The following is a 25,388-nucleotide window of genomic DNA, read 5'->3' on the forward strand; positions in this document are numbered from 1 at the left end:
GCGGGACCTCAGGCCCGCGCCTCCGCCAGCAGCTTCTGCATCCGGGAGACACCCTCGACGAGGTCCTCGTCACCCAGGGCGTAAGAAAGCCGCAGGTAACCCGGAGTGCCGAAGGCCTCGCCCGGAACGACCGCGACCTCGACCTCCTCCAGGATCAGGGCGGCCAGCTCGACCGTGTCCTTCGGACGCTTGCCGCGGATCTCCTTGCCGATGAGGGCCTTCACGGAGGGGTACGCGTAGAAGGCGCCCTCGGGCTCGGGGCAGACGACGCCGTCGATCTCGTTCAGCATCCGCACGATGGTCTTGCGGCGCCGGTCGAAGGCCTCACGCATCTTGGCGACGGCGTCCAGATCGCCCGAGACGGCGGCGAGCGCGGCGATCTGCGCCACGTTCGACACATTGGACGTGGCGTGCGACTGGAGGTTCGTCGCGGCCTTCACCACGTCCTTCGGGCCGATGATCCAGCCGACGCGCCAACCCGTCATCGCGTACGTCTTCGCCACACCGTTGACCACGACGCACTTGTCACGCAGCTCGGGCAGGAGGGCCGGCAGCGACACGGAAGCGGCGTCTCCGTAGACGAGGTGCTCGTAGATCTCGTCCGTCATCACCCACAGGCCGTGCTCGACGGCCCAGCGGCCGATGGCCTCGGTGTCGGCCCGGTTGTAGACGGCACCGGTCGGGTTGGACGGGGACACGAAGAGGACGACCTTGGTCTTCTCCGTACGGGCCGCCTCCAGCTGCTCGACCGAGACGCGGTAGCCGGTGGTCTCGTCGGCGACGACCTCGACCGGGACCCCGCCGGCGAGGCGGATCGACTCCGGGTATGTCGTCCAGTACGGGGCCGGGACGATCACCTCGTCGCCCGGGTCGAGGATCGCGGCGAATGCCTCGTAGATGGCCTGCTTGCCGCCGTTGGTCACCAGGATCTGCGAGACCTCGGGTTCGTAGCCGGAGTCGCGCAGCGTCTTGGCGGCGATCGCGGCCTTCAGCTCGGGAAGGCCACCGGCCGGCGTGTAGCGGTGGTACTTCGGGTTCTTGCACGCCTCGACGGCGGCCTCGACGATGTAGTCCGGCGTCGGGAAGTCTGGCTCACCGGCGCCGAAGCCGATCACCGGACGTCCGGCGGCCTTCAGGGCCTTGGCCTTGGCGTCCACGGCGAGGGTGGCGGACTCGGAGATCGCACCGACTCGGGTGGAGACCCGGCGCTCGGTGGGAGGGGTTGCAGCGCTCATGGGCCCCATCGTTCCAGACCCGAAACGTCCACGGCACACGGGTTTCACAGACTGAGCGGGCCCCGCCAAGGCCCGTACGGGCGCTTTCTGTTCGACGACCGGCCGCCGACCACGTACACTCTCACCTCGTTGGCCTTCACCGGCCGCACGCCCCGGGTGCACACCGAGCACCCGGACGGATGCGGTACGTTGAAGGGAAACAAAGGGTCGTAGCTCAATTGGTAGAGCACTGGTCTCCAAAACCAGCGGTTGGGGGTTCAAGTCCCTCCGGCCCTGCTACACACTCCTTTCGCCAGGATGTGTGCGCATGTACGTACTGCAATGCACCCGCCGTGCGGCTCAACCGGGCGCGGCACGGCCACGACCCGGAATCAGGTGAGGACGAGTGACGGACGCCGTGGGCTCCATCGACATGCCTGATGCCCAGGATGAGGTGCCGGAGTCCAAGAAGAAGGGCCGCAAGGGCGGCAAGCGCGCCAAGAAAGGCCCGCTGAGGCGTTTCGCCCTCTTCTACCGCCAGATCGTCGCGGAACTCCGCAAGGTCGTCTGGCCGACTCGCAGTCAGCTGACGACATACACCACTGTGGTGATCGTCTTTGTTGTCGTCATGATCGGTCTGGTGACTGTGATTGACTTTGGACTCGACAAGGCGGCCAAGTACGTCTTCGGCTGAGCCAAGCGCGAAGGGCGCCGTACCCGGCGCCCCCTTTCGCGTGTTCCACCCCCATGTATCCAGGAAGAAGCAGCCACCGTGTCTGACCCGAACCTGAACGACGCCATCGAGTCGGCGGAGTCCGTTGAGGACGAGCTCGACATCGTCGAGGCTGCGGATGCTGAGAAGAACGTCGAGAACACCGACGACGTCGAGAACACTGAGAACACCGAAGACGCTGCTCTGACCGAGGCTGCCGAGGACGCGTCGGACGAGGACGCGTCGGACGAGGACGCGTCGGACGAGGACGCGTCGGACGAGGACGCGGCCGTCGCCGAGGAAGCCACGGAAGAAGGCCCGGAGGAAGCCGAGGCGGCGGAGGAAGAGGCTGAGCCGGTCGACCCGGTCACCGCCCTCCGCGAGGAACTTCGCGGGCTGCCCGGTGAGTGGTACGTCATCCACACCTACGCCGGTTACGAGAAGCGCGTGAAGGCCAACCTGGAGCAGCGCGCCGTCTCGCTGAACGTCGAGGACTTCATCTACCAGGCCGAGGTCCCCGAGGAAGAGATCGTCCAGATCAAGAACGGCGAGCGCAAGAACGTCCGGCAGAACAAACTGCCCGGTTACGTCCTCGTCCGCATGGATCTGACGAACGAGTCCTGGGGCGTCGTCCGCAACACGCCCGGTGTCACCGGCTTCGTGGGCAACGCCTACGACCCGTACCCGCTGACCCTGGACGAGATCGTCAAGATGCTCGCCCCGGAGGCCGAGGAGAAGGCCGCCCGGGAGGCCGCCGAGGCCGAGGGCAAGCCGGCTCCGAGCCGCAAGATGGAGGTCCAGGTGCTGGACTTCGAGGTCGGCGACTCGGTCACCGTCACCGACGGCCCGTTCGCGACGCTCCAGGCGACCATCAACGAGATCAACGCCGACTCGAAGAAGGTCAAGGGCCTCGTCGAGATCTTCGGGCGTGAGACGCCGGTCGAGCTGTCCTTCGACCAGATTCAGAAGAACTAGCTCCTCGGAGCCTTCTGGAACACCCAGTTTCGTCCAGGTCAGACCGGCTTTCACAGTTGGTCTGACCTGCTCGGTTTCAGGCTGCGCCACCTTGACCGTTATCGTGGTGCGGTTGCCTTCGCGGCAACATGACAGGCAAGACAGACAAGAAAAGGCAGAGGACCCGGAATGCCTCCCAAGAAGAAGAAGGTCACGGGGCTGATCAAGCTCCAGATCCAGGCCGGTGCCGCCAATCCGGCTCCGCCAGTCGGCCCGGCGCTGGGCCAGCACGGCGTCAACATCATGGAGTTCTGCAAGGCCTACAACGCCGCGACCGAGTCGCAGCGTGGCTCGGTGATCCCGGTGGAGATCACGGTCTACGACGACCGCTCCTTCACCTTCATCACCAAGACGCCGCCGGCCGCCAAGATGATCCTCAAGGCCGCGGGCGTCCAGAAGGGCTCCGGCGAGCCGCACAAGACCAAGGTCGCCAAGATCACCCAGGCGCAGGTCCGCGAGATCGCCACCACGAAGATGCCCGACCTGAACGCGAACGACCTGGACGCCGCGGCGAAGATCATCGCCGGTACCGCCCGTTCCATGGGCATCACGGTCGAGGGCTGACCTCCACCATCCGTAAAGCCTGTGCGGCGACAACCGCATCCGGGCACGTGGAAGGGCCTGCTCGGCCCGGACCACGACTCCTTTAGAAGACATCAGGAGCAGCAGTGAGCAAGCGCAGCAAGTCTCTCCGCGCTGCGGACGCCAAGATCGACCGGGAGAAGCTGTACGCCCCGCTCGAGGCCGTGCGTCTCGCCAAGGAGACCTCCACCACGAAGTTCGACGGCACCGTCGAGGTCGCCTTCCGCCTGGGTGTTGACCCGCGCAAGGCCGACCAGATGGTCCGTGGCACCGTGAACCTCCCGCACGGCACCGGTAAGACCGCCCGGGTCCTGGTCTTCGCGACCGGTGACCGTGCCGAGGCCGCGACCGCCGCGGGCGCCGACATCGTCGGCTCCGACGAACTGATCGACGAGGTGTCGAAGGGCCGTCTGGACTTCGACGCCGTCGTCGCCACCCCGGACCTCATGGGCAAGGTCGGCCGCCTCGGCCGGGTCCTCGGCCCGCGCGGTCTGATGCCGAACCCGAAGACCGGCACCGTGACCCCGGACGTGGCCAAGGCCGTGACCGAGATCAAGGGCGGCAAGATCGAGTTCCGCGTCGACAAGCACTCGAACCTGCACTTCATCATCGGCAAGGCGTCCTTCGACGACACCAAGCTGGTGGAGAACTACGGCGCCGCGCTGGAGGAGATCCTCCGTCTGAAGCCGTCCGCCGCGAAGGGCCGGTACATCAGGAAGGCCGCCCTCACCACCACGATGGGCCCCGGCATTCCGCTCGACCCGAACCGCACCCGCAACCTCCTCGTCGAGGAGGACCGGGCAGCCGTCTGAGTCCGACGCTGACCCGGCAGTCGCGTACGCGTTCTTGTCAGCGGGCCCCGCAACCTTTCGAGGTGCGGGGCCCGTCCCTTTGGTGGCTGTGGTTTTCCTGAGCCGGGTGTCAGTGGCCTGCGTCAAGCGCTCCGCTGGAAGTAGCAGTGATGAGGCTGCGGGCCGGTGGTGGCCGCGTTGGCGGCCCTGCGTTCCGTGGAGACGACCACCGACAAGGCCGACTCCGCCAAGGTGGGCGATCAGTTCGCCGCGCAGTCGGGTGGCAAGCACTGGATCAAGTACGTGTACGACGATCTTGCGGGCCTCGCGGGTGGCTCGGGGCGTATCTGAAGGACCAGATGCAGAACACCACGTACTACTCGGGGACGGTGGACGTCGCGGATCTCGCGGTGCGGAACTCGAGTCTCAGCGAGGATCAACTGGCCGACCTGAAGCGGCAGTTGGGGCGGGCCGCTGTTCTCCACGGCGTACTGCAGCGACTACGGGGTGGAGGTCTCCGCGGAGGAGCCGCCGGCTGCCTACACCGCGGACTTCAAGGGCCTGGTGGAGACTCAGCCGACGGCGTGAACGCTCCGCAGGGGTCGCTGGGGGTGCAGGCGTCCCGTTCGCCAGACGGCGGATTTGCTTGACGCTCGGCCGGTCGCGTACTCTTCCCCGGAAGCCAAAGACCGCTGGTCGTTGCCGTGTGCTCGTACGAGGACATGGTGGCCGAAGGATCCGCTGAACTGCGGACGGCCCGCGCAGGTGACTGTGGAAGAGCTCCCGTGTCCGTAAGGACGTCCGGTCGAGTTCACGCCCCGTGCGCCTGCGCCGGGGCGTTTCGTTTTGAAGACGAGCCCCTTCTTCGCGTGCCTGATTCAGGCGGTCCGGCGACGTGCGGCTGATCGAGAGGTCAGTCGAGGATCATCACCCCGGAAGGAGGCCGAGGCTCATGGCGACGTCCGACAAGGTCGCAGCCGTTGAAGAGATCACGACGAAGCTGCGTGACTCCAACGCCGCTGTCGTCACTTCGTACACCGGACTGACCGTGGCGCAGCTCCAGGAGCTCCGTCGTTCTCTCGGCGAGAACGCTCAGTACCGAGTGGTGAAGAACACGCTGACCCAGATCGCGGCCAAGCAGGCCGGGGTCGAGCTGGACGAGCATCTTGAGGGCTCGACCGCTGTTGCCTTCGTGACCGGTGACCCGGTCGTGGCGGCGAAGGGTCTGCGTGACTTCGCCAAGAACAACCCCTCTCTCGTCATCAAGGGCGGTGTCCTTGAGGGCAAGGCGTTGTCCGCCGACGAGATCAAGAAGCTTGCGGACCTCGAGTCCCGCGAGGTTCTGCTCGCCAAGCTGGCAGGTGCCATGAAGGCCAAGCCGTCCCAGGCTGCCGCGGTCTTCCAGGCGCTTCCCTCGAAGTTCGTCCGCACCGCGGAGGCGCTTCGTGCCAAGAAGGCCGAGCAGGGCGGTGCCGAGTAATTCGGCTCGCACATTGACCGCGGTCTCAAGGCAGCAGTCCTGAGGCGACGGTCGAAGCGGGCCCAACGTACGCCCGCCGACATGTACATCCGGCACCAGCCGATTTAGTGGAAGGATCGCCCATCATGGCGAAGCTCAGCCAGGAAGACCTGCTCGCGCAGTTCGAGGAGATGACCCTCATCGAGCTCTCCGAGTTCGTGAAGGCGTTCGAGGACAAGTTCGACGTCACCGCTGCCGCCCCGGCCGCCGTCGCCGTCCCGGGCGGCCCGGCCGCCCCGGTCGAGGCCGAGCCCGAGCAGGACGAGTTCGACGTCGTCCTCACCGGCGCCGGCGACAAGAAGATCCAGGTCATCAAGGTCGTGCGTGAGCTGACCTCCCTGGGTCTGAAGGAGGCCAAGGACCTCGTGGACGGCGCCCCGAAGGCCGTCCTCGAGAAGGTCGCCAAGGAGGCCGCTGACAAGGCCGCCGAGTCCCTCAAGGGCGCCGGCGCCTCCGTCGAGGTCAAGTAAGTCTCCGTGTGCGGCTACGGCCGCGCGGCGACTTCCGTGACCCACGGCTCTCCCGTAGGGCTGTAACGCGGACGCACTGAAGAGCGATCACCCAGTTGGGTGGTCGCTCTTCGGCGTTCGAGGGGGTGCCGTGGCGGCTGCCTTGCGCTGTAGGTCGCGGTGGGTAGGGTGATCTTCGTAGTGCCTCCCGCCGCCCCGGTGACGGGCAGCAGGCCGGGCTGCAAGTGACGATGGCAGCATCCGGTTTGGGCATGGGGGGCCTTGACGAACCGCACGCAGCGCGCAATTCTCAGGACGCGTCGTCACAACGATCCGGATCCGAGGCATGGATCGACGGCGAAGAGGGAAGTATCGATGTGCATTGAGGGCGTGGCTTGCAGCAGGGGTTGAGAACAACGAGGGTCTTCAAAAACCCGCACTGGACATCAGTGGGCCTAGTGGCTACACTGACCCTTTGCGCTGCCTGTTAGCTGCCTCCTGCCCGTCACCAGGGGCATGCCCTCGCTTGAGCACTGTGGATTGAAACGGTTCTGACCTGGCCTTGTTCGGCTGATTCGGGAAACGTCTGTCTCTGTGCCCGGCTTGGGACCGGTACGCGCGTAGTGAGTCCGAGCCCTCGGAAGGACCCCCTCTTGGCCGCCTCGCGCACTGCCTCGACCGCGAATACGAACAACGGCGCCAGCACCGCCCCGCTGCGCATCTCCTTTGCAAAGATCAAGGAGCCCCTCGAGGTTCCGAACCTTCTTGCGCTGCAGACCGAGAGCTTCGACTGGCTGCTCGGTAACGACGCGTGGAAGGCTCGTGTCGAGGCGGCTCTGGACAGTGGACAGGACGTCCCCACCAAGTCCGGCCTGGAGGAGATCTTCGAGGAGATCTCTCCGATTGAGGACTTCTCCGGGTCGATGTCGCTGACCTTCCGCGACCACCGTTTCGAGCCTCCGAAGAACTCCATCGACGAGTGCAAGGAGCGCGACTTCACGTACGCCGCCCCGCTCTTCGTCACCGCCGAGTTCACCAACAACGAGACCGGCGAGATCAAGTCCCAGACCGTCTTCATGGGCGACTTCCCGCTCATGACCGGCAAGGGCACCTTCGTCATCAACGGCACCGAGCGTGTCGTGGTGTCGCAGCTGGTCCGTTCGCCGGGTGTCTACTTCGACTCCTCCATCGACAAGACGTCCGACAAGGACATCTTCTCCGCGAAGGTCATCCCGTCCCGGGGTGCCTGGCTGGAGATGGAGATCGACAAGCGCGACATGGTCGGTGTGCGCATCGACCGCAAGCGCAAGCAGTCCGTGACCGTTCTGCTCAAGGCTCTCGGTTGGACGACCGAGCAGATCCTCGAGGAGTTCGGCGAGTACGAGTCCATGCGCGCAACCCTGGAGAAGGACCACACCCAGGGCCAGGACGACGCACTGCTCGACATCTACCGCAAGCTGCGTCCGGGCGAGCCCCCGACCCGTGAGGCCGCGCAGACGCTGCTCGAGAACCTCTACTTCAACCCCAAGCGTTACGACCTCGCCAAGGTCGGCCGCTACAAGGTCAACAAGAAGCTGGGCGGCGACGCCCCGCTGGACGCCGGGATCCTGACCGTCGAGGACATCATCTCGACGATCAAGTACCTGGTGAAGCTGCATGCCGGTGAGACCGAGACCGTCATGGGTGAAAACGGCGCGTCGATCGTCGTCGAGACCGACGACATCGACCACTTCGGCAACCGTCGTCTGCGTAACGTCGGCGAGCTCATCCAGAACCAGGTCCGTACGGGTCTGGCGCGTATGGAGCGCGTTGTCCGTGAGCGCATGACGACTCAGGACGTCGAGGCGATCACGCCGCAGACCCTGATCAACATCCGGCCGGTCGTCGCCTCCATCAAGGAGTTCTTCGGCACCAGCCAGCTGTCGCAGTTCATGGACCAGAACAACCCGCTGTCGGGTCTCACCCACAAGCGCCGTCTGTCGGCTCTTGGCCCGGGTGGTCTCTCCCGTGAGCGGGCCGGCTTCGAGGTCCGTGACGTGCACCCCTCGCACTACGGCCGCATGTGCCCGATCGAGACCCCGGAAGGCCCGAACATCGGCCTGATCGGCTCGCTCGCCTCGTACGGCCGGGTCAACGCGTTCGGCTTCGTCGAGACGCCGTACCGCCGGGTCACCGACGGTTTCGTCACCGACGAGGTCGACTACCTGACCGCCGACGAGGAGGACCGCTTCGTCATCGCGCAGGCCAACGCGCCGCTGTCGGACGACATGCGGTTCGAGGAGTCCCGCGTGCTGGTTCGCCGCCGTGGTGGCGAGGTCGACTACGTCCCCGGTGACGACGTCGACTACATGGACGTCTCCCCGCGCCAGATGGTGTCGGTCGCGACCGCCATGATCCCGTTCCTCGAGCACGACGACGCCAACCGTGCCCTCATGGGCGCGAACATGATGCGTCAGGCCGTGCCGCTGATCACCGCCGAGGCCCCCCTCGTCGGTACGGGCATGGAGTACCGCTGCGCCGTCGACGCCGGTGACGTCATCAAGGCCGAGAAGGCGGGTGTGGTCCAGGAGGTCTCCGCGGACTACGTCACCGTCGCCAACGACGACGGTACGTACACCACGTACCGGGTCGCGAAGTTCTCCCGCTCCAACCAGGGAACCTCGGTCAACCAGAAGGTCATCGTCCACGAGGGCGACCGGGTCGTCGAGCACCAGGTGCTCGCCGACGGACCGGCCACCCAGGAAGGCGAGATGGCGCTGGGCAAGAACCTGCTCGTCGCCTTCATGCCCTGGGAGGGCCACAACTACGAGGACGCGATCATCCTGTCGCAGCGCCTCGTACAGGACGACGTCCTCTCCTCGATCCACATCGAGGAGCACGAGGTCGACGCCCGTGACACCAAGCTGGGCCCCGAGGAGATCACCCGGGACATCCCGAACGTCTCCGAGGAGGTCCTCGCCGACCTCGACGAGCGCGGCATCATCCGTATCGGTGCCGAGGTCGTCGCCGGCGACATTCTCGTCGGCAAGGTCACGCCCAAGGGTGAGACCGAGCTGACGCCGGAGGAGCGCCTGCTCCGTGCGATCTTCGGTGAGAAGGCGCGCGAAGTGCGCGACACCTCGCTGAAGGTGCCGCACGGCGAGATCGGCAAGGTCATCGGCGTCCGCGTCTTCGACCGCGAGGAGGGCGACGAGCTTCCCCCCGGTGTGAACCAGCTGGTGCGCGTGTACGTGGCGCAGAAGCGCAAGATCACCGACGGTGACAAGCTCGCCGGCCGTCACGGCAACAAGGGCGTCATCTCGAAGATCCTGCCGATCGAGGACATGCCGTTCCTGGAGGACGGCACCCCGGTCGACATCATCCTCAACCCGCTGGGTGTGCCGTCCCGAATGAACCCGGGACAGGTATTGGAGATCCACCTCGGCTGGCTCGCCAGCCAGGGCTGGGACGTCTCCGGACTCGGCGAGGACTGGGCGCAGCGCCTCCAGGTCATCGGCGCCGACCAGGTCGACCCGCGTACGAACGTGGCGACCCCGGTCTTCGACGGTGCCCGTGAGGACGAGCTGGCCGGTCTGCTGGAGCACACCGTCCCGAACCGCGACGGCGACCGCATGGTCCTCCCGTCCGGCAAGGCGCGACTGTTCGACGGCCGCTCCGGCGAGCCGTTCCCGGAGCCGATCTCGATCGGCTACATGTACATCCTCAAGCTCCACCACCTGGTCGACGACAAGCTCCACGCCCGCTCGACCGGTCCGTACTCGATGATCACTCAGCAGCCGCTGGGTGGTAAGGCCCAGTTCGGTGGCCAGCGGTTCGGCGAGATGGAGGTGTGGGCGCTGGAGGCTTATGGCGCCGCGTACGCCCTCCAGGAGCTGCTGACCATCAAGTCCGACGACGTCACCGGCCGCGTGAAGGTCTACGAGGCCATCGTCAAGGGCGAGAACATCCCCGAGCCCGGCATCCCCGAGTCCTTCAAGGTGCTCATCAAGGAGATGCAGTCGCTCTGCCTCAACGTGGAGGTGCTGTCCTCGGACGGTATGTCCATCGAGATGCGCGACACGGACGAGGACGTCTTCCGCGCCGCGGAGGAGCTCGGTATCGACCTGTCCCGGCGCGAGCCGAGCAGCGTCGAAGAGGTCTGACGGGTCTGGCCGGGGCTCCCTGAACAAGAGCCCCGGCTAACCCCGGACCCCAGTCAGACCAGTGAAGAATCGACCCCGAAAGAGGGATTGACGACCAGTGCTCGACGTCAACTTCTTCGACGAGCTGCGGATCGGCCTTGCTACCGCTGACGACATTCGTCAGTGGTCCCACGGTGAGGTCAAGAAGCCGGAGACCATCAACTACCGCACCCTCAAGCCCGAAAAGGACGGACTCTTCTGCGAGAAGATCTTCGGTCCGACCAGGGACTGGGAGTGCTACTGCGGCAAGTACAAGCGCGTCCGCTTCAAGGGCATCATCTGCGAGCGCTGTGGCGTCGAGGTCACTCGCGCCAAGGTGCGTCGTGAGCGGATGGGCCACATCGAACTGGCCGCGCCCGTCACTCACATCTGGTACTTCAAGGGCGTTCCGTCGAGGCTCGGCTACCTCCTCGACCTCGCCCCGAAGGACCTCGAGAAGGTCATCTACTTCGCCGCGTACATGATCACGTACGTGGACGAGGAGCGCCGTACGCGCGATCTGCCCTCCCTGGAGGCGCATGTCTCCGTGGAGCGTCAGCAGGTCGAGAACCGTCGCGACGCCGACCTCGAGGCCCGCGCCAAGAAGCTCGAGACCGACCTGGCCGAGCTCGAGGCCGAGGGCGCCAAGGCCGACGTACGCCGCAAGGTGCGCGAAGGTGCCGAGCGGGAGATGAAGCAGCTGCGTGACCGTGCGCAGCGCGAGATCGACCGTCTCGACGAGGTGTGGACGCGCTTCAAGAACCTCAAGGTCCAGGACCTGGAGGGCGACGAGCTCCTCTACCGCGAGCTGCGTGACCGCTTCGGCACGTACTTCGACGGTTCCATGGGTGCGGCTGCCCTGCAGAAGCGCCTGGAGTCCTTCGACCTCGACGAGGAGGCCGAGCGCCTCCGCGAGATCATCCGTACCGGCAAGGGCCAGAAGAAGACCCGTGCACTGAAGCGGCTGAAGGTCGTGTCTGCCTTCCTGCAGACCTCCAACAGCCCCAAGGGCATGGTCCTCGACTGCGTCCCGGTCATCCCGCCGGACCTTCGCCCGATGGTGCAGCTGGACGGTGGCCGCTTCGCGACCTCCGACCTGAACGACCTGTACCGCCGTGTGATCAACCGCAACAACCGTCTGAAGAGGCTTCTCGACCTCGGCGCGCCCGAGATCATCGTCAACAACGAGAAGCGCATGCTTCAGGAGGCCGTTGACGCCCTCTTCGACAACGGTCGTCGTGGTCGCCCGGTGACCGGTCCCGGTAACCGTCCCCTGAAGTCCCTCAGCGACATGCTGAAGGGCAAGCAGGGTCGCTTCCGGCAGAACCTGCTCGGTAAGCGAGTCGACTACTCGGCGCGTTCCGTGATCGTCGTCGGTCCGCAGCTGAAGCTGCACCAGTGCGGTCTGCCGAAGGCGATGGCGCTGGAGCTCTTCAAGCCGTTCGTGATGAAGCGCCTGGTGGACCTGAACCACGCGCAGAACATCAAGAGCGCGAAGCGCATGGTGGAGCGCGGCCGTACGGTCGTGTACGACGTCCTCGAAGAGGTCATCGCCGAGCACCCGGTTCTGCTGAACCGTGCTCCCACCCTGCACCGCCTCGGCATCCAGGCCTTCGAGCCGCAGCTGGTCGAGGGCAAGGCCATCCAGATCCACCCGCTCGTCTGCACCGCGTTCAACGCGGACTTCGACGGTGACCAGATGGCCGTGCACCTGCCGCTGTCCGCGGAGGCGCAGGCCGAGGCCCGCATCCTGATGCTGTCCTCGAACAACATCCTCAAGCCCGCCGACGGCCGTCCGGTGACGATGCCGACCCAGGACATGGTCCTCGGTCTGTTCTTCCTCACCACCGACGGCGAGCTGCGGGACGTCAAGGGCGAGGGCCGGTCCTTCGGCTCCGCGGCCGAGGCGATCATGGCGTTCGACGCCGGCGAGCTCTCGCTGCAGTCGCGCGTGGACATCCGCTTCCCGGTGGGCACCATCCCGCCGCGCGGCTGGACCCCGCCGGCGCGCGAGGAGGGCGAGCCGGAGTGGCAGCAGGGTGACACCTTCCGCCTGAAGACGACCCTGGGCCGTGCGCTCTTCAACGAGCTGCTGCCCGAGGACTACCCCTTCGTCGACTACGAGGTCGGCAAGAAGCAGCTCTCCGAGATCGTCAACGACCTCGCCGAGCGCTACCCCAAGGTCATCGTGGCGGCGACGCTCGACAACCTGAAGGCTGCCGGCTTCTACTGGGCGACCCGTTCCGGCGTCACCGTGGCCATCTCCGACATCGTCGTTCCCGAGGCGAAGAAGGAGCTCGTCAAGGGTTACGAGGCGCAGGACGAGAAGGTCCAGAAGCAGTACGAGCGCGGTCTGATCACCAAGGACGAGCGCACGCAGGAACTCATCGCGATCTGGACCAAGGCGACCAACGAGGTTGCCGAGGCGATGAACGCGAACTTCCCGAAGACGAACCCCATCTTCATGATGGTTGACTCGGGTGCCCGAGGAAACATGATGCAGATGCGCCAGATCGCCGGTATGCGTGGTCTGGTGTCGAACGCCAAGAACGAGACGATCCCGCGTCCCATCAAGGCGTCGTTCCGTGAGGGTCTGTCCGTGCTGGAGTACTTCATCTCCACGCACGGTGCCCGTAAGGGTCTGGCCGACACCGCTCTGCGTACCGCCGACTCGGGTTACCTCACCCGTCGTCTGGTCGACGTCTCGCAGGACGTCATCATCCGCGAGGAGGACTGCGGCACCGACCGTGGCCTCCGGCTGCAGATCGCGGACCGGGACGCGGCGGGCAACCTGGTCAAGGCGGACAACGTCGAGACGTCCGTGTACGCACGTGCGCTGGCGGAGGACATCGTCGCCGACGGCAAGGTGCTGGCCCCCGCCAACACCGACCTGGGTGACGTCCTCATCGACGAGTTGGTGAGGCACGGCGTCTCGGAGGTCAAGACCCGCTCGGTCCTGACCTGTGAGTCCGCCGTCGGCACCTGCGCCATGTGCTACGGCCGCTCGCTGGCCACCGGCAAGCTGGTCGACATCGGTGAGGCGGTCGGCATCATCGCCGCCCAGTCCATCGGTGAGCCCGGCACGCAGCTGACGATGCGTACCTTCCACACCGGTGGTGTGGCCGGTGACGACATCACCCAGGGTCTGCCCCGTGTCGTCGAGCTCTTCGAGGCTCGTACGCCGAAGGGTGTCGCCCCGATCTCCGAGGCCTCCGGCCGCGTACGGATCGAGGAGACCGAGAAGACCAAGAAGCTCGTCGTGACCCCGGACGACGGCAGCGACGAGACGGCGTACCCGATCTCGAAGCGTGCCAAGCTCCAGGTGCGCGAGGGCGACCACGTCGAGGTGGGCCAGAAGCTCACCTACGGTGCCACCAACCCGCACGACGTGCTGCGCATCCTCGGTCAGCGGGCCGTTCAGGTCCACCTGGTCGGCGAGGTGCAGAAGGTCTACAACTCGCAGGGTGTGTCGATCCACGACAAGCACATCGAGATCATCATCCGGCAGATGCTGCGCCGGGTGACGATCATCGAGTCCGGCGACGCCGAGCTGCTGCCCGGCGAGCTCGTGGAGCGCTCGAAGTTCGAGACCGAGAACCGTCGTGTGGTCCAGGAAGGCGGCCACCCGGCCTCCGGCCGTCCGCAGCTGATGGGTATCACCAAGGCCTCGCTGGCCACCGAGTCGTGGCTGTCGGCGGCGTCCTTCCAGGAGACGACCAGGGTCCTCACGGACGCGGCGATCAACGCCAAGTCCGACTCCCTGATCGGCCTCAAGGAGAACGTCATCATCGGTAAGCTCATCCCGGCCGGTACGGGCCTGTCCCGCTACCGCAACATCCGGGTCGAGCCGACCGAGGAGGCCAAGGCCGCGATGTACTCGGCCGTCGGCTACGACGACATCGACTACTCGCCGTTCGGCACGGGCTCCGGCCAGGCCGTTCCGCTGGAGGACTACGACTACGGTCCGTACAACCAGTAAGCGAGCAGCTTGAGTTGAAGGGCGGTCACCCCGGGTTCGGGGTGACCGCCCTTCGGCGTGCTGCGTGCTTCTACGGAAACGAAAAAGCCGGGCAGGGAACCGATGCCGATATTGGCGCGTTAGAGGATGATGGAGGCATTCAGCTCCCGGGGGAGGTGTCCGTGTCGTACCCATCGCAGTGGCAGCCGTGGCAGGGCCAGGGCAGTAGTCCGCAGCCCTGGCAGGGCCAGAACGGCTCGTCGATGCTGGCTTCCCACGCCGACAGAGAGCGCGCAGTCGACGTGCTCAGAGCGGGCTTCGGCGAGGGACGCCTGCAGCAGGCCGAGCTCGAGAAGCGCATCGCAAGGGCCTACGAGGCCCGTACGGTCGGCGAGTTGGCCCTGCTCGTCGCCGACCTGCCGCAGGGCCCCATGCCCGTGCCCATGGCCGCCTCGATGCCTGTACCGCGGACCTTCCTGCCCGCACAGCCGCCACCCACCAACGGCAAGGCGGTCGGTTCCATGGTCTGTGGTGTGCTCACCACGATGACCTTCGGTTTCACCGGCCTGCCCGCCGTGATCCTGGGCCATTCGGCACGCGCCGAGATACGCCGCACCGGCGAGAGCGGCGAGGGCTTCGCGATGGCCGGACTCATCCTCGGCTGGCTGTCCGTCGCGGGCTGGGGCCTGTTCCTGATGCTCATGATCGTGGCGGAAGCCTCGGGCGCCTGACGGCCGGTTTCCTGTCTGCGCCCATTTGTTTTGACCGCAGCGTATGAGGTAGGTACGCTCAGACCTTGTGCCTGGGGTGTGCCCTGGCTTCCGTGCGTGCCTTCAGACCGCAACGGAAACCGTCACCGGCCACCGTAATCTGCGCCCTTTCTGCCTTGCGGTGGGAGTCTGCAGCATTCGACACACCCGACCGCGTGGGTCGGCAACGTTCCAGGTTAGCTTCACCATTCGGCACACAGAAACCGGAGAAGTAGTGCCTACGATCCAGCAGCTGGTCCGGAAGGGCCGGCAGGACAAGGTCGAGAAGAACAAGACGCCCGCACTCGAGGGTTCGCCCCAGCGTCGCGGCGTCTGCACGCGTGTGTTCACGACCACCCCGAAGAAGCCGAACTCGGCCCTGCGTAAGGTCGCGCGTGTGCGTCTGACCAGCGGGATCGAAGTCACCGCTTACATTCCGGGTGAGGGACACAACCTGCAGGAGCACTCCATCGTGCTCGTGCGCGGCGGCCGTGTGAAGGACCTGCCGGGTGTTCGTTACAAGATCATCCGTGGCTCGCTCGACACCCAGGGTGTCAAGAACCGCAAGCAGGCCCGCAGCCGCTACGGCGCCAAGAAGGAGAAGTAAGAATGCCTCGTAAGGGCCCCGCCCCGAAGCGCCCGGTCATCATCGACCCGGTCTACGGTTCTCCTCTGGTGACCTCCCTCATCAACAAGGTGCTGCTGAACGGCAAGCGCTCCACCGCCGAGCGCATCGTCTACGGCGCCATGGAGGGTCTGCGTGAGAAGACGGGCAACGACCCGGTCATCACGCTGAAGCGCGCGCTGGAGAACATCAAGCCGACCCTCGAGGTCAAGTCCCGCCGTGTCGGTGGCGCCACCTACCAGGTTCCGATCGAGGTCAAGCCCGGTCGTGCCAACACCCTGGCGCTGCGCTGGCTGGTCGGTTACTCCCGCGCCCGTCGCGAGAAGACCATGACCGAGCGTCTGCTCAACGAGCTTCTCGACGCCTCCAACGGCCTTGGTGCCGCTGTGAAGAAGCGCGAGGACACCCACAAGATGGCCGAGTCCAACAAGGCCTTCGCGCACTACCGCTGGTAGTCGCTACCCACATCGAGACCGAGAGAAGACCGAAGCCTTATGGCTACCACTTCACTTGACCTGGCCAGGGTCCGCAACATCGGGATCATGGCCCACATCGACGCGGGCAAGACGACCACCACCGAGCGGATCCTGTTCTACACCGGCGTCTCCTACAAGATCGGTGAGGTCCACGACGGCGCTGCCACCATGGACTGGATGGAGCAGGAGCAGGAGCGTGGCATCACGATCACCTCCGCTGCCACCACCTGTCACTGGCCGCTGGACAACGACGACTACACCATCAACATCATCGACACCCCGGGGCACGTCGACTTCACCGTCGAGGTGGAGCGCTCGCTGCGCGTACTCGACGGTGCCGTGACGGTGTTCGACGGTGTCGCCGGTGTCGAGCCGCAGTCCGAGACGGTGTGGCGTCAGGCCGACCGTTACGGCGTGCCGCGTATCTGCTTCGTCAACAAGCTGGACCGTACCGGCGCCGAGTTCCACCGCTGCGTGGACATGATCTCGGACCGTCTGGGCGCCCAGCCGATCGTCATGCAGCTGCCGATCGGTGCCGAGGCCGACTTCAAGGGCGTTGTGGACCTGGTCCGCATGAAGGCGCTCGTGTGGTCCGCCGAGGCGGCGAAGGGCGAGATGTACGACACCGTCGACATCCCGGCCACGCACGCCGAGGCCGCCGAGGAGTGGCGCGGCAAGCTGCTCGAGGCCGTCGCGGAGAACGACGAAGAGATCATGGAGCTGTACCTGGAGGGCCAGGAGCCCACCGAGGAGCAGCTGTACGCCGCGATCCGTCGCATCACCATCGCGTCCGGCAAGTCCAACGACACCACGGTCACCCCGGTGTTCTGTGGCACCGCGTTCAAGAACAAGGGCGTACAGCCCCTGCTCGACGCGGTTGTGCGCTACCTCCCGACTCCGCTCGACGTCGAGGCCATCGAGGGCCACGACGTCAAGGACCCGGAGCTGGTCGTCAAGCGCAAGCCGTCCGAGGACGAGCCGCTGTCCGCCCTCGCGTTCAAGATCATGAGCGACCCGCACCTGGGCAAGCTCACCTTCGTCCGGGTTTACTCGGGCCGCCTGGAGACCGGCACCGCGGTGCTGAACCCGGTCAAGGGCAAGAAGGAGCGCATCGGCAAGATCTACCGTATGCACGCGAACAAGCGTGAGGAGATCGCGGCGGTGGGCGCCGGCGACATCGTCGCCGTGATGGGCCTGAAGCAGACCACCACCGGTGAGACGCTGTGCGACGACAAGCAGCCGGTGATCCTGGAGTCCATGGACTTCCCGGCGCCGGTCATCCAGGTCGCCATCGAGCCCAAGTCCAAGGGTGACCAGGAGAAGCTGGGTGTCGCCATCCAGCGTCTCGCGGAGGAGGACCCCTCCTTCCAGGTCCACTCGGACGAGGAGACCGGCCAGACCATCATCGGCGGCATGGGCGAGCTGCACCTCGAGGTGCTGGTCGACCGCATGAAGCGCGAGTTCAAGGTCGAGGCCAACGTCGGCAAGCCGCAGGTGGCCTACCGCGAGACGATCCGCAAGGCCGTCGAGCGTGTGGACTACACGCACAAGAAGCAGACTGGCGGTACCGGCCAGTTCGCCAAGGTGCAGATCGCGATCGAGCCGATCGAGGGCGGCGACGCCTCGTACGAGTTCGTGAACAAGGTGACCGGTGGTCGCATCCCGAAGGAGTACATCCCTTCGGTCGACGCCGGTGCGCAGGAGGCCATGCAGTTCGGCATCCTCGCGGGCTACGAGATGACGGGCGTTCGCGTCACGCTCATCGACGGCGCCTACCACGAGGTCGACTCCTCCGAGCTCGCGTTCAAGATCGCCGGTTCGCAGGCCTTCAAGGAGGCCGCGCGCAAGGCCAGCCCCGTACTGCTCGAGCCGATGATGTCCGTAGAGGTCACCACGCCCGAGGACTACATGGGCGAGGTCATCGGCGACATCAACTCCCGACGTGGTCAGATCGAGGCCATGGAGGAGCGTGCCGGTGCCCGCGTCGTGAAGGGCCTGGTTCCGCTGTCGGAGATGTTCGGCTACGTCGGCGACCTCCGCAGCAAGACATCGGGTCGCGCGAGCTACTCGATGCAGTTCGACTCCTACGCCGAGGTTCCCCGGAACGTCGCCGAGGAGATCATCGCGAAGGCCAAGGGCGAGTAACTCACCCGAGTTCACGCCGTAGGCTTGACTCCGGAGCTTGCTGGGGCATTCCGTCACGATCGTGGCTGGAGTGCCCCGGGCCCCGGCTTTCCAGCAAAGATCACCTGGCGCCGATGAGTAAGGCGTACAGAACCACTCCACAGGAGGACCCCAGTGGCGAAGGCGAAGTTCGAGCGGACTAAGCCGCACGTCAACATCGGCACCATCGGTCACATCGACCACGGTAAGACGACCCTCACGGCCGCCATTACCAAGGTGCTGCATGACGCGTACCCGGACCTGAACGAGGCCTCGGCCTTCGACCAGATCGACAAGGCTCCTGAGGAGCGCCAGCGCGGTATCACCATCTCCATCGCGCACGTCGAGTACCAGACGGAGACGCGTCACTACGCGCACGTCGACTGCCCCGGTCACGCGGACTACATCAAGAACATGATCACGGGCGCGGCCCAGATGGACGGCGCCATCCTCGTGGTCGCCGCCACCGACGGCCCGATGCCGCAGACCAAGGAGCACGTGCTCCTGGCCCGTCAGGTCGGCGTTCCCTACATCGTCGTCGCCCTGAACAAGGCCGACATGGTGGACGACGAGGAGATCCTGGAGCTCGTCGAGCTCGAGGTTCGTGAGCTCCTCTCCGAGTACGAGTTCCCGGGCGACGACCTGCCGGTCGTCAAGGTCTCGGCGCTCAAGGCTCTCGAGGGCGACAAGGAGTGGGGCAACTCCGTCCTCGAGCTGATGAAGGCCGTCGACGAGGCGATCCCGCAGCCCGAGCGTGACGTCGACAAGCCGTTCCTGATGCCGATCGAGGACGTCTTCACGATCACCGGTCGTGGCACCGTCGTCACCGGTCGCATCGAGCGCGGTGTCCTCAAGGTCAACGAGACCGTTGACATCGTGGGCATCAAGCAGGAGAAGACCACCACCACGGTCACCGGCATCGAGATGTTCCGCAAGCTGCTCGACGAGGGCCAGGCCGGTGAGAACGTCGGTCTGCTGCTTCGTGGCATCAAGCGCGAGGACGTCGAGCGCGGCCAGGTCATCATCAAGCCGGGCTCGGTCACCCCGCACACCGAGTTCGAGGCGCAGGCGTACATCCTGTCCAAGGACGAGGGTGGCCGTCACACGCCGTTCTTCAACAACTACCGTCCTCAGTTCTACTTCCGTACGACTGACGTGACCGGTGTTGTGACCCTCCCCGAGGGCACGGAGATGGTCATGCCGGGCGACAACACTGAGATGAAGGTCGAGCTCATCCAGCCCGTCGCCATGGAAGAGGGCCTGAAGTTCGCCATCCGTGAGGGTGGCCGGACCGTGGGCGCCGGCCAGGTCACCAAGATCAACAAGTAAGCTTGTTGACTTGACCTGGTAGCTCAGCGAGCTGCTGAAAGGGCCCGTACGACTTCGGTCGTACGGGCCCTTTTGCGTGCTCTGGGGTTGTTGTTCTGGGGTGGCTGGAGAAGTCGTCGCATTCGCTGACGCGGCATCGGCATTGGTGTCGGCATCTGCGGCCGACGTCCGGCTCAGCGGCTGACGGCGATATTCCTTTGGAAGCGCTCGTGCAGCGCGATACCGACTGAGACCGAGACATTGAGGGACTCGGTGGAATCGATCATCGGGATGGAGACCGTTGTGGCGGACGTCTTCTTGAACAATTCGGAAGGGCCGCCCTTCTCGCTGCCGAACAGCAGGGCCAGCCGGTCCTGGTTGCCGCCGAGGTCCTTGACGGTGAGTTCACCGCCCGCTTCGAACGCCATCAACGGCATTCCGCTGTCCTGGACGAAGGCGGCCGCTTCCTCGCGACTGGCGAGAACGACGGGGAGGGAGAAGACGTAGCCCCGGCTGGCCCTCAGCAGGCGCCGGTCGGCGATGGTGGCGAGATCGCTGTCGACCAGGACGATTCCCGAGGCCCCCATCGCGAGGGAGGTCCGGACGATCGCGCCGATGTTCCCGACGATCTTCACGCCGTCGAGAACGACGACGTCTCCGCCGCGCTCCGCGATGTCACTGAACCGCGCCGGCCGGGGGACGCGTGCGATACCGAAGGTCTTGGCCTTTCGCTCCCCTTTGAACAGCTGATTGACGACCGACGATTCAACGAGGCGGACCGGCACATTTCGCTGCCGGCACAGGTCGAGCAGTTCGGGAGAGAACGGAATGCTGTCGCTGCCGTACACCTCGATGAATTCCACCCCCGCTGCCAGGCATTGCATGAGGGGTTCGGTGTCCTCGATCAATACCGTCTTGATGCTGGATCTCGACGGCTTGGTGACGTCGAGAATTCGCTGCATCGCGGGATCGGAAAGGGAAGTGATGGTGGCCAGCTCGTTCATGTGCCGATCCTAACAGCGCTGTGTAACGGCGAATTTCGCCGAGAAAGCGCGGGCGCCGTTGCGCCGTTCACAGGGGCGGGACGGGCCGCGGTCCGGGTGGCGTGATCGTCAGCTCGGCCCAGACCGTTTTGCGCGGAGGCAGGTCGGGTGTGACGCCCCAGCGGTCGGCCAGGGCCTCGACGAGGAGGAGCCCACGGCCGGACTCGGCCTCGGGGGAGGGTTGTTGAGGGTCGGGAAGCGGTCGGTCTCCGCGTGTGTCGGTCACCTCGATGCGTACGAGGTCGTCAGTTGCCGTCAGGCGGAGGTGGAAGTCCCTTCTCGGTACGCGTCCATGCGTCACGGCGTTGGCGGCCAACTCCCCGACGACGTGCGCCGCCTTCTCGAACGGCAGCCCCCAGGAACGGAGTTGCTCGGTGGCGAGCAGTCGGGCCAGGCGGGCGCCGCGCCGAGTTGAGGAGAGCTGCACGGCGAACCGGCGTGCGGTGGCGGGGACTTGGGCGGCTTGAGCGGTTTCGGCGTTCATGTGACTCAGCGTGCCGGAGGTTGCCTACGCTGAGCTGCGATGACGCCTGTGCGTACCGGGACTGTCCCTCCGTTGTCTTGTTCTGTCTCGGCTGTCTTGGGTGTCGTACGGGTACGGGTGGGCGTTGGAGGTGGGTGGGCATGAGTAGCGAGGGTGTGGACGAGGCGGGCTGGGACCTCGAACCGGGGGACGAGAGCGCGCCGTTGGTGGAGGCCGTGGGGCGGCTGGTGCGGCTCTGCCGCGAGGCGGCCGGGATGCGGGTGGCCGACTTCGCCGAAGCCATGGGGTACGGCGAGGACATGATTCGGAAGATCGAGCGGGGGCGCGGATTCCTCGGCCGGAGTTCTTGGACCGGGCGGATGAGGTGCTGAACGCGGGTGGGCATCTGAAGGCGTTCAAGGAGGACATGCGGAAGGCTCGGTATCCCAAGAGGGTGCGCGAGCTGAAGGAGTTGGAGGACCGGGCGGTGGAAGTGCTGCTCTACAGCAACCACAACATCCATGGTCTGTTGCAGACGCCCGAGTACGCGCGGGCATTGTTCGAGACTCGGCAACCGGCGCTCTCCCAGGACGTGGTGGAACGGGCGACCGCGGGGCGCATGGACCGAAAGATGATCTTCGAGCGGGACCCTGCCCCGACGCTCAGCTTCGTCCAGGAACAGGTGACGTTGGAACGCCCCATCGGTGGGAAGACGGTGCTGCGCCGACAGTTCGAACACCTGCTGGAGGTAGGGCAGTTGCGGAACGTCACGCTTCATGTCATGCCGACTTGCCGTGAGGGGCACGCTGGCATGGAGGGCCTGATCGAGGTGCTGAAGTTCGCCGACGGCACGGGGGTCGGGCGTTCCGATGGCGCGTTCAATGGCCGCCCGGTCTCAAACCCGAGGGATCTTCGTATCCTTGAACTGCGCTATGGCATGATCCGGGCGCAGGCTCTCACCCCGGGGGAGTCGCTGGTCTTCATCGAGCGAGCGCTGGGAGAACTATGAGCGCCACGGAACTCCACTGGTTCAAGAGCAGCTACAGCAGCAGCAGCGATCCCAACGACTGCGTCGAAGTGGCCCTCGACTGGTTCAAGAGCAGCTACAGCGACAGCAGCGACATCAACGACTGCGTCGAAATAGCCCCCACCTCCACCACCATCCACGTCCGCGACTCCAAGAACACCACCGGCCCCTGCCTCACCTTTCCTCCTTCCGCCTGGGCCGATTTCATCTCGTACGCGTCCGAGAGCTGACACCCCGATCAGTACAAGGTTGGGATCTCGCCGCCCTCAACTCTCGTCAGTGTGACCCCGGTCAGGCCGCGCAGTCGGTGTTCTGCGATCGCCGCGAGGTGACCCGAAACCGGTGGGTTGGGGCCCAGCCCAATGGCGTAGCGGAGAGGGCCCCTGGTGAAGGCCCGGGGCCAGGCATGGGCAGCCGGAGCTGCGTCCGACAGGTCGGTCAGCAGGGCCCGCATCCTGCCCCGTACCCGGCCCTCGTCAGCGCCGGGGCCCACCGTCACGACCGCCCAGGCCGCGTGGCGGCGGTGCAGCGGGGGAGGGGACAGCAGTTCGGGCCACGGGAACGGGTCCGTGGTCGCGTCCAGCAACTCCCAGGCGCGGAACAGCTCTTGGGTGATGAGGTCTCGCATGCCCGCCGTGACCTGGTCCGTGCAGGGGCGGACCGGATCGGACAGCGTGGTGATCGTGAGGGGGAGGGCCTGACGATCCCCTTCGCCCGGTTCGCCCACTGGGGTGCGCCAGTCCCAGGCGGCCCACGTCGCGAAGAAGTGCCGTAGGAGATCGGCCGGGGGCAGGTCGCCGGCCTCGCTCGCGGTACGGGCCGCCAGGACGGACCAGGCCAGGCCCGGCAGCCCGCCGAACGGTGCCGAATCCAGGCCGCGTGCCTTCGCCCATGCCTTGACCTGCCTGGCCAGCCGGGCGAAGGCGGGCCCATGGGCGCCCGCCGCCGCGAGCACCGCGTCGGCGTCGCTCACCGCGCTGAGTGCGATCGCCGCCGCCTCGCCCAGTTCGGCCCGGCGGTTCACCGCCTCTGTGGGGTCCATCGAGCCGGTGACCACGACGACCACGTCCACGTTCAGCCCGTCCAGCCACAACCGCAGGCCGGGTACGCGCGCCCCGACCACCTCGCGTACGTCGCTCGCCTCGGGCAAGGCCTCGGTCAACTCCGCCTGTACGGCGGCGAGTTCGATCGTGCCGGGGAGCGCCGCCACCAGGTCCAGGTCCGCACCCGGCAGCGCGCAGCCCATGCGCCGGGAGCCGACGACGTGTACGACGCCGCCGGGGAGGGCCTGCGCGATGCGATGGGTGATGCGGTCGGCCACAGCGGTGTCTGCCACGGCGGTGTCGGGCACGTCCATGTCGGCGGCGGCATACCCGTCCCCGTACTCGTAGTCCACACCCGTGTCGCCGGCGTCGTACCCGTAGTGCTCGGCAGCCTCGTACCCGTGGTGCGGGGCCTCCTCCGCCCACCGCACCTCTCCCGTGCCCAAGGTCACCGTCCCCCGCAACCGCATCGGCTCGTCCCCGCGCCGCGACAGCAGCGCCAGCTCGCCGATCCGGACCGGCATGGGGGTGAGCCGGGCCTCGCAGGCGGCGGCCAGGGTGTTCGGGTCGGTGGTGCGGCCCAGGCTCAGGTGCGGGGTGAAGCCCGCGTGGCGGCCGCGGCAGTGGGGGAAGTGGCGTACGAGGGTGCGGTGCAGTTCGGCCCATGGCTCCTCGTCGGCCGCCGCCGGGTCGAGCCACACCGTCGCGTAGTCCCGGTGGCCGAACCACTGCACGCCCTCCAGCCGGGCGTCGAAGGGAGCCGTCCTGGCCGCCGCGAGCACGGATGCCGCCTGCTCGAAGGCGTGTTCCGGTGCGAAGCCGAAGAGGACGTTCACGTGTGGGGGCCAGCGGTGGATCTGCGGGTCGTGGTTCCGGCGGATGTCCTGGAGGGGCGGCCATAGCTCCTGGGGCGGGACCCACGCCAGGGCCGTACGGGGAGTCGGCCGCGCGTCGACGACGTCGTACGCCCCCGTCTCAGCCGAGTCCGTCGAGCCCGCCGTCAACTCGACCCGCACCCCGTAGTGATCGGAGATGTGGAGGCCGTCGGCCGAGGGAGTGTCGCCGTACAGCTCGGCACGCCGTACGCGCATGCCCTCCGCGCGCAGCAGCACCCGGTCCAGCCGGGAGGCCCGGCCGGTCAGGGAGGAGACCGCGGCCAGCGGGTTGGCGCCCGGGTCGAACGTCGGCGTCCGGTCGTCGGCACCGTGCGCCTCGCTCCACGTGTCCCGCAGGCCCAGTGTCAGCTGTGGTGTGTTCCCGCCGTCGTTGAAGTCGCCCATCAGGACAAGGTCGTCCTCCAGGGCCGCCAACCCGTCGGCGATACGGGCGAGTTCGGCCTCGCGTCTGCCCGCACCGTTCTCGGAGTGGTCGCTGCTGAGGTGGGTCGCGGCGACGACGAGGGGTCGTACTCCCGTCTCCACGACCACCGCGGTCACCGCCTTGTGCGGCCCCAGCTCGTGGTGTGCGGCCTCGCGGACCGGCAGCCGGCTCAGCAGCAGCAGACCGCACTCGTCCACGTCCCGCGCCCGGGGGTCCGTGGCCAGCGTCCAGTCCGCCCGGACCCACGGCTCCCGCAGCAGCATGGCCAGCAGCTCCGCCTCAACCTCCTGCAGCGCGATCACGTCCACGTCGGCGTCGTGCAGGGCCCGCAGGAGCAGCGGTCTGCGCCGGGCGCTGTCGATCAGGTCGGCGTCGTACCGGTCCCAGAGGGTGTTCCAGGTCAGGACCCGCACAGCGCCGTGGGCGGGCGCGGTCCCGTGGGGCGGGCGAGCGGGCCGCCAGTCGTCGCCGTCCCAGGCGTACGGCGTACGGGCCTCGAAGAACGGCGCCCGGAGCCGCCGCGCCTCCCGCACCCGCCCGGCCTCCGTCGCATCGATCCGGTCCACGCCCGTGGTCCGGTCCCACACCACCTCGCCGTCGGCCTCGAAGAACAGCACCCGGTGCCACGGGATCTCCCCGCCGGGCACGAAGGCGGGCAGCGGAACGCGTTTGGGGTCGGCGCCGCGCTGCAGGATGCCCAGCACGAAGCGGGCCGGGTCGAAGCGCGCGTCCCAGCGCACCCGGTGATAGATCTCCTCGCTCGTGCGCATCG

Annotated in this window: 18 protein-coding genes, 1 tRNA gene and 2 pseudogenes; 17 read left to right on the top strand and 4 right to left on the bottom strand. The window is 66.6% G+C overall.

The genetic code is table 11. The features are described 5' to 3' along the window. Positions 1-8: 8 nt before the first annotated feature. Positions 9-1,235, bottom strand: a complete 1,227-nt coding sequence (locus IEZ21_RS31755) for a pyridoxal phosphate-dependent aminotransferase (protein WP_189325308.1) — start codon at positions 1,233-1,235, stop codon at positions 9-11. 203 nt (positions 1,236-1,438) lie between these two features. On the opposite strand from IEZ21_RS31755, the gene IEZ21_RS31760 reads away from it, so the two are divergent. The 15 genes and pseudogenes from IEZ21_RS31760 (at position 1,439) to tuf (ending at position 19,741) form a co-directional block, all read left to right on the top strand. Continuing rightward, positions 1,439-1,511: transfer RNA gene (locus IEZ21_RS31760), tRNA-Trp, on the top strand. Positions 1,512-1,620: 109 nt separating this feature from the next. Next, on the top strand, positions 1,621-1,908 hold the full coding sequence (gene secE, locus IEZ21_RS31765) for a preprotein translocase subunit SecE (protein WP_189325309.1): 288 nt from the start codon (positions 1,621-1,623) through the stop codon (positions 1,906-1,908). A gap of 78 nt (positions 1,909-1,986) precedes the next feature. Further along, positions 1,987-2,901, top strand: coding sequence for a transcription termination/antitermination protein NusG (gene nusG / locus IEZ21_RS31770; protein ID WP_189325310.1), 915 nt, complete (start codon positions 1,987-1,989; stop codon positions 2,899-2,901). A gap of 168 nt (positions 2,902-3,069) precedes the next feature. Next, positions 3,070-3,504, top strand: coding sequence for a 50S ribosomal protein L11 (gene rplK, locus IEZ21_RS31775; RefSeq protein ID WP_033319614.1), 435 nt, complete (start codon positions 3,070-3,072; stop codon positions 3,502-3,504). A gap of 104 nt (positions 3,505-3,608) precedes the next feature. After that, complete coding sequence (gene rplA / locus IEZ21_RS31780; protein WP_033319615.1) at positions 3,609-4,334, top strand: 50S ribosomal protein L1; 726 nt, start codon at positions 3,609-3,611, stop codon at positions 4,332-4,334. Positions 4,335-4,559: 225 nt separating this feature from the next. Further along, positions 4,560-4,901, top strand: a pseudogene (locus IEZ21_RS49225) (hypothetical protein); the annotation flags it as partial. Positions 4,902-5,265: 364 nt separating this feature from the next. Beyond that, on the top strand, positions 5,266-5,793 hold the full coding sequence (gene rplJ, locus IEZ21_RS31790) for a 50S ribosomal protein L10 (RefSeq protein WP_033319616.1): 528 nt from the start codon (positions 5,266-5,268) through the stop codon (positions 5,791-5,793). 125 nt (positions 5,794-5,918) lie between these two features. Further along, entirely contained in the window at positions 5,919-6,302 is a 384-nt protein-coding gene (rplL, locus tag IEZ21_RS31795; RefSeq protein ID WP_033319617.1) for a 50S ribosomal protein L7/L12, read from the top strand. 632 nt (positions 6,303-6,934) lie between these two features. Further along, on the top strand, positions 6,935-10,423 hold the full coding sequence (gene rpoB / locus IEZ21_RS31800) for a DNA-directed RNA polymerase subunit beta (RefSeq protein WP_189325312.1): 3,489 nt from the start codon (positions 6,935-6,937) through the stop codon (positions 10,421-10,423). 97 nt (positions 10,424-10,520) lie between these two features. Next, a complete protein-coding gene (locus IEZ21_RS31805) occupies positions 10,521-14,420 on the top strand; it encodes a DNA-directed RNA polymerase subunit beta' (protein ID WP_165337688.1) in 3,900 nt (1,299 codons plus the stop codon). Positions 14,421-14,581: 161 nt separating this feature from the next. Beyond that, positions 14,582-15,130 carry a DUF1707 and DUF4190 domain-containing protein gene (locus tag IEZ21_RS31810; protein WP_246568337.1) on the top strand — a complete coding sequence of 183 codons (549 nt, stop codon included), beginning with the start codon at positions 14,582-14,584 and terminating at the stop codon, positions 15,128-15,130. A 253-nt stretch (positions 15,131-15,383) separates the two neighbouring features. Then, a complete protein-coding gene (rpsL, locus tag IEZ21_RS31815) occupies positions 15,384-15,755 on the top strand; it encodes a 30S ribosomal protein S12 (RefSeq protein ID WP_003948652.1) in 372 nt (123 codons plus the stop codon). A gap of 2 nt (positions 15,756-15,757) precedes the next feature. Next, entirely contained in the window at positions 15,758-16,228 is a 471-nt protein-coding gene (rpsG, locus tag IEZ21_RS31820; protein ID WP_003974303.1) for a 30S ribosomal protein S7, read from the top strand. A 39-nt stretch (positions 16,229-16,267) separates the two neighbouring features. Next, positions 16,268-18,394, top strand: a complete 2,127-nt coding sequence (fusA, locus tag IEZ21_RS31825; protein ID WP_033319626.1) for an elongation factor G — start codon at positions 16,268-16,270, stop codon at positions 18,392-18,394. Between the two features lie 153 nt (positions 18,395-18,547). Then, positions 18,548-19,741, top strand: coding sequence for an elongation factor Tu (gene tuf, locus IEZ21_RS31830; protein WP_033319627.1), 1,194 nt, complete (start codon positions 18,548-18,550; stop codon positions 19,739-19,741). Between the two features lie 173 nt (positions 19,742-19,914). On the opposite strand, the gene nshR is transcribed toward tuf, so the two are convergent. Next, entirely contained in the window at positions 19,915-20,724 is an 810-nt protein-coding gene (gene nshR, locus IEZ21_RS31835) for an NshR/TsnR family 23S rRNA methyltransferase (protein ID WP_189325313.1), read from the bottom strand. Positions 20,725-20,791: 67 nt separating this feature from the next. Then, complete coding sequence (locus IEZ21_RS31840) at positions 20,792-21,247, bottom strand: ATP-binding protein (RefSeq protein WP_189325314.1); 456 nt, start codon at positions 21,245-21,247, stop codon at positions 20,792-20,794. A 140-nt stretch (positions 21,248-21,387) separates the two neighbouring features. Between IEZ21_RS31840 and IEZ21_RS31845 the strand changes: the two are divergent. Both IEZ21_RS31845 and IEZ21_RS31850 read left to right on the top strand, forming a co-directional pair. Then, positions 21,388-22,235, top strand: a pseudogene (locus IEZ21_RS31845) (helix-turn-helix domain-containing protein). Beyond that, the gene (locus IEZ21_RS31850) at positions 22,232-22,483 is read left to right on the top strand and encodes a DUF397 domain-containing protein (RefSeq protein ID WP_189325315.1); all 252 of its coding nucleotides are present in this window, start codon (positions 22,232-22,234) and stop codon (positions 22,481-22,483) included. Before IEZ21_RS31845 ends, IEZ21_RS31850 begins: the two are co-directional and overlap by 4 nt. A gap of 8 nt (positions 22,484-22,491) precedes the next feature. Here the strand turns inward: IEZ21_RS31850 and IEZ21_RS31855 are convergent, their stop codons facing one another. Beyond that, complete coding sequence (locus IEZ21_RS31855) at positions 22,492-25,386, bottom strand: poly(A) polymerase (RefSeq protein ID WP_189325316.1); 2,895 nt, start codon at positions 25,384-25,386, stop codon at positions 22,492-22,494. Positions 25,387-25,388 lie beyond the last annotated feature (2 nt).

Source organism: Streptomyces flaveus, from assembly GCF_014647675.1.
Lineage (GTDB): Bacteria > Actinomycetota > Actinomycetes > Streptomycetales > Streptomycetaceae > Streptomyces > Streptomyces flaveus.